Below are 5,356 nucleotides of genomic sequence, written 5' to 3'. Positions count from 1 at the left end.
CGGGGCGCCGCGGCCGCCCGCCGCCGGGCCGGCGCTTTTCCCGGCGTCGGTATTTTCGCACGCGGCGAAAAGTACCAGGAAGCCGATGGCAAGTCTTGACAGAGCCGCTCGAACCCACCTATATTGATATAAGATTTTTTTCATGTCGAACGCCTTTCCGGATGAAAAACATCCTTTCGGCCTTCCGTCGGCCATGGAACACGTCCTGCGGCCGGACCGGATGGGCCCTTCCCTCCACCTCCCCATCCCAAAGGAGGAACGCCATGCTGGACGAACTGCGAAAACCGTTTTTGCTTGCCGCCGCCATTGTCATCGCCCTCGCCGTCCTGGTGGAGCTGGGTGCGGGGTTCTACCTCAGCCCCGTGACCGATGCCAGTGCCCGCGCGGAAAGCCTTTACACCATCAGCGGCATCTTCTACCTCGGCATTCTGGACACCCTGGTGCTCTTCACGGTGGCCCTGGTCGGGGCCCCGCTGATCATCACCCACCGCCTCCACGGGCGCATACAGGGGGTGGTCACCCTCATCTTTTCGTTTCTCATGCTCCTCGGGTCCATCGTCATGATCTTTGCCGCGCTGGCCCTGCTTTTGCTGATGGTCTCCCTCCTGCTGGCCATTCCCTTCGGCACGATCGTCTATCTCGCGGAATACGGGAGCTTCGACCGGGCCGCCGCCGCGGCGACCTTGAGCCTCGCCATGGCGCTGAAAATCGGCTTCTGCGTGCTCCTGTTCCTCGCCCATCAGCGATTTCTGGAGAACAAGGGGCTCGTCCTGATCATCCTGACATCCCTGCTCGGCGCCGTCCTCCTCAGCTTCCTGCACGGGCTCTTCCCGCGCTTTCTGGTGAGCATCACAGACGACATCGGGGCCATCATCCTTTCGGTGCTGACGCTGATCTGGGCGATCTTCTATCTGGTCGGCGCGATCCCCGCGATCCTGAAGGCGCTTCGCAAGGCGGAAGCAGGGGCATGATCCCGGGGGACGACGTTCCCCCGGGCCTGCGGGAATGATTTTTTCCCGCAGGCCGAAAGGGGGGACGGCTACTTTAGGGTAACGGCCGCGGGGTTCGCCGCCGTGCACCCCTCACATGCCAGCTGGACGGTGCCGCCGTCTTCGAGAATCACCAGCGATGCGGCGTCGACCTCCTCACACACCAGGATTTCCCCGCCGGCACAGCCCGAGGCCACGGCTTCCCCTTTCGGAAAATAGGAAACCGCCAGTTCGGGGCGCCGGGAAACGACCGTCCCGGTGCCGACGCGCGGGGGGATCCTCAGCCGATCCGAGAACTTCACCAGCTTTTTGGGGCTCACCCGCAGCCCCGCCCCCCGGGGTAAGGGGCCGGTCGACTTTTCACAATGGCAGACCTGCAGGCTCACCCGGGCCGGGTCGGCCCGCAGCGCCATCTCTTCAAACGCGATCCAGTCCAGGAGCCCGCTTTCTTTCTTCGATATCTGAACCCGGCAGGGCGTGTCATCCGCCAGCAGAAAGGTTTTCTGACCTTTCCGGCACGGAGATGCCGGCGTGAGCCGGTTGACGTCCAGGGCCGGCCTCAGAAAATCGAGGCCCATAGACAGGGAGCCCACCCAGGAACCCATATAAGCTTTCGCCTTGCCGATGGCCTCCTCCTTCGTCAAATCCTTCTCCCCATCCCCTGAACCCGTCAGAAGGGGGGATCCGACGCCGACGGCGAAGGCGACCGCGATCAATACCAGTATGAGCAGGACAAGCTTTTGAGATGTCATGATATCCGTCCCTGCCTATCGTCAGTTGCTATCCGGTTCGGGTTCCATGGTCCGATTCAACATCACCTGCGGGATGACCACATGCTTCATCGTTTTCACTTCATTCATGTTCTGATGCGATATCACGTCTTCGATCCTGAATCTGCCGCCGGCGCCCACCCACAATTTGACCTCGGTTTTTTCAGGCACCTGGGTCAGGGCGGCCGGCTCCTGGCCCACGACAATCCCGACCTGCTGCGGATTCGAAACCCTGCGGGAGGAGAGACCCGTTTCCGCATTGAAGGTCAGCCCGCCGGCGTTGATCTTCTGCAGGGCGGCGAACAGGGTCGATTTCTCGAGTTGAGGGACCGTCACCTGCTTTACCACGGGCTCGGGTTCATCCGTGAATATCTTGATCGCGACGCCGATGATCCCCACCGTGACGACAGCCGCGACGACATACCAGATCCAGCGTTTTTGGGTTCCACCGTTTGTCGCCACCACCACCGGCTTCTTCTCCACGACCTCGAAATAGACGTTTTCGCCGTCCGTATACTTTTCTCCGGGGTTGTCGGGGTCGAACACCCTGAGCCGATAGCTGAATTTCCCCGGCTTGCAGCCCCGGGGGACCTGGATGTTCACGACAAACTGGGTCATGGTATCCGGCTCCAGGTCCCGTTCGGTGGGGCCTTCCACCGTAAGCCATGCCGTTTCGGCAGGCTCGGCAGAAGCGATCTGCGTCCCGATCCGGATTCTGGTCTCCATGCTGTTCTTGACGTTGAAGACGTGCGCGGCTTTCCCGTCATCGCCGCAGGTAACCACCCCTTTGACCTCCTTGATGGAAACGATGCTCATGGCTCCTCCCCTCCCGATATGGTTGGCCCGCTCTCCAGCTCGTAGGAGACATAGGCCGGTTTTTCCTGCGCGACGATCCTTTCGATCAATGCCCGGTGCGGCTCGGCGCCGCCCGGCAGGATGATGCGGACATGAAAGGGACGCGCGTTGCCATCCTGATCCCTGTTTTCAATCAACTGGAAACCTTCGACCCCGGTTGCGATCTCCAGAAAGCACTTCAGCCCTTTGGCGGTCCCCCGCCACTGCGACAGAAAGGCCGCCGCCGCAATCAATTCGCGCAGACGGCCGTTGCCGGAGGAGATGGGATCCGACTGGCGCCGGAGCCCCTCGGCCTGGGCGCAGTACAGGGGAAAAAACCGGTCCAGATCCATCCAGCAGGCCAGATACGGGACGAACATATCCGGCGCGGTATGGGGGTTGAAAAAAGCCGCCAGGTTTGCCAGCACCTTTTCCACCGGTTCGTGCAGCATGTCCATCACGCCCAGCAGCGCGTTCAGGGGGCCGCCGTCGCGAAGGGTCTGCTGAAACACATGGGGCAGAAGGCCTTCGATGTCACGTTGTTTCATCTTCGCTGTCAACCTCCAGATCGTGTTCGGCCGAACAGAAGAGCCACGTTCCGGGCAGGGTCACCCGTTCGAGAAAGGTGTTGCTCGACACATGCTCATAACTCTTCCCATGGTCGCGGCTTCGGTAGATTCCCTCGAGGCCTGCTGCGAACATGCCGCCGCTCGACGGGTCAACGGCCAGGGCGTCGACGGGCTGGAAAAGGCGCTCGGGACCCCTCAGGGGAAGGTTGCATTTGATCGTCGGGGGCTCCCATGCGGGCTCGGGGGCCGTGACATCGAGACGCAGCACGCCGCCCCGGTGGGACGCCGCCAGGACCACGGGACCGTGGAATGCGATCCCCCGGCACCCGCCGGCATTCCAGTTTCCGGCAAACTGGCGCCATCCCTCGGGGTTCTCCTCCGCGCCCGTCATCAGCCATCGGAAAGCGGCCTGGCCGGGGTCGTTTCCGATGGCCGCCGTGCAGGCCCAGAGGTACCGGTGGGCGCTGTAATGCTGAAAGGCGACGTGCCGCACCATCTTGCCTTCGAGGCCCAGGAGCCGGTAAGTCCCGGTCCTGCCGCCCCCGTCGGAGAGGTAGACCCCCTTGTCCCCGCGGGCCGCCACGGCGACGCTGGTCCCCCCCCACACGTCCGTGGACACGGCGACCGCATAGAAGCCGAGGGCGGGCTGATCCGGCGCCACCAGCACCTGGAACGGCTCCGCAGCCTCGTGAACGGCGAGTTCATACAGTCCCCGCTCGGTCGCCAGGAGCAGGACCGGGACCGTCTCCCGCTCCACCCAGGCCAGATCGTCCACCCTGAAGGTCATGCGGAGCCCTACCTTCCAGCTCTCTCCACAGTCATGGGAAACGTGGACGGCCGATTCCTCGGTTGCACCGGTGATCTGGGTGGCCACGGCGAGGAGCCCGGACCGATCCTGGAGGCCGGTCTCCCTGGGGAAGGATTTTACCGCGACGACGCGTTCATTCGGGAAGCGGCCGACAGACTCCCAGCCGTCGCCCGTGTTGGTCGACCGGAAGAGCTGTTCGCCCGCGCCCGCATACCAGGTGTCGCGCTGGTAGGCGTCGGCGCAGACCGCTTTCACATCGCGGTCCGGCACCTCGTCGACCACCAGCCGGATGTCCGACACGGAGTTCACCCCCGGCTCCTCGTCGATGATCCGGTAAATGTCCCAGCGCGTTAAGGGCCGGCCGAAGGGCCATCCGTTCCCCTCCGGCGTGGTCGACAGGGGAGTGATGGTGCGAAAGAGCCGATCCAGGACCCGCTCCCGGACGGCGGCGGGGTCCTCCTCCCGGTAAACCGAAAGCCTGGCCCGTACCTTGACGGGCTTGCAGTGGGCCCACTTCACGATGCAGGCGGTGCCGAGGGGCTTTCGCTCGTCCAGGGCCCGCTGGATCTGATCGAGAGCCTCAGGGGTCTCGTGGGCCCGGAGATCGCCCATGCTGACCCGGTCCCGGATTTGGCCGGGAATGTGGGGGACCAGCAGGACCTCGACCGTCCCCGGCCGGGCATAGGTCCAGAGCATGGCCTTGGTGAAAGCATGGGCGCGGTCCACGGCGCCCGACGAGCGCCTCGCGATGTGCTCGAAATCCCGGGCCGTGACGGCCCGTTGAAGGGTGTGGAGCTCCTGGGGGCCGCGGCGCATGGCGTTCTCCAGGGATTCTGCCTGCCGCCCCCCCGTGGCCGGGAGGGGATTCGTCACGGTCATCCCCGGAATGGGGTCTTTGAGGGTCGTCAGGGTGTTCGCCATGACATTGCCGCCCGCGCCGCCTCCGCACTGGTACCAGACCCGGATCTCGCGGTTCGCCCCGGGGAATTCGGCCAGGGCGGCGGCCTCGCTTTCCAGCATGCCTTCGGAGGTTCTCCTGCGAAGGGCGGGGGCAAAAATGACGGCACCGGTCATCCGGTCGACCATATAGACAAACCGGTCGTCGCCGGTCGTCGAGAAGTTCTCGACCTCGCGCCAGATGCGAAAGCTTTTGCCGCCGTGGGAAACAAATGGGCCGGAGAGCGTCTCCTGCTCCTCGGCCGTGGTTTCGACCCCCACCACCAGATCCTTCGACCCCGCGACAGGAGCGATCATGGGCGGCCGGCCGACCTTCACCACCAGGCCCGGCAATCCGGTACCGGTGCCCGCCGGCTCCGCGTCCACCAGTTCGCAGTGGCGCGCGGGGACCTCCGCGAATATCCCGCCGGGCGCGATGCTTGCCGCTTC

5 protein-coding genes are annotated in these 5,356 nt (G+C 64.2%); 1 reads left to right on the top strand and 4 read right to left on the bottom strand.

All coding sequences use genetic code 11. The features are described 5' to 3' along the window. Window positions 1-263: 263 nt before the first annotated feature. The gene (locus ACEW8N_RS12585; RefSeq protein ID WP_373500177.1) at window positions 264-971 is read left to right on the top strand and encodes a hypothetical protein; all 708 of its coding nucleotides are present in this window, start codon (window positions 264-266) and stop codon (window positions 969-971) included. 68 nt (window positions 972-1,039) lie between these two features. Here ACEW8N_RS12585 and ACEW8N_RS12580 read toward each other — a convergent pair whose 3' ends face one another. From ACEW8N_RS12580 to ACEW8N_RS12565, 4 genes are all read right to left on the bottom strand, one after another. Next, window positions 1,040-1,741 (bottom strand): hypothetical protein, encoded by a 702-nt coding sequence (locus tag ACEW8N_RS12580; RefSeq protein ID WP_373500176.1) that lies wholly within the window; start codon window positions 1,739-1,741, stop codon window positions 1,040-1,042. A gap of 21 nt (window positions 1,742-1,762) precedes the next feature. Further along, a complete protein-coding gene (locus ACEW8N_RS12575) occupies window positions 1,763-2,575 on the bottom strand; it encodes a PASTA domain-containing protein (protein WP_373500175.1) in 813 nt (270 codons plus the stop codon). Beyond that, the gene (locus tag ACEW8N_RS12570) at window positions 2,572-3,141 is read right to left on the bottom strand and encodes a phage tail protein (protein ID WP_373500174.1); all 570 of its coding nucleotides are present in this window, start codon (window positions 3,139-3,141) and stop codon (window positions 2,572-2,574) included. The genes ACEW8N_RS12575 and ACEW8N_RS12570 overlap by 4 nt, the downstream gene beginning before the upstream one ends. After that, on the bottom strand, window positions 3,128-5,356 hold a 2,229-nt coding region (locus ACEW8N_RS12565), incomplete at its 5' end, for a putative baseplate assembly protein (RefSeq protein WP_373500173.1). The genes ACEW8N_RS12570 and ACEW8N_RS12565, both read right to left, overlap by 14 nt.

It is taken from the genome of Desulfococcus sp., from assembly GCF_041737845.1.
Taxonomy (GTDB): Bacteria; Desulfobacterota; Desulfobacteria; order Desulfobacterales; family Desulfococcaceae; genus Desulfococcus.
This window is presented reverse-complemented; position numbering and strand designations above follow the sequence as displayed.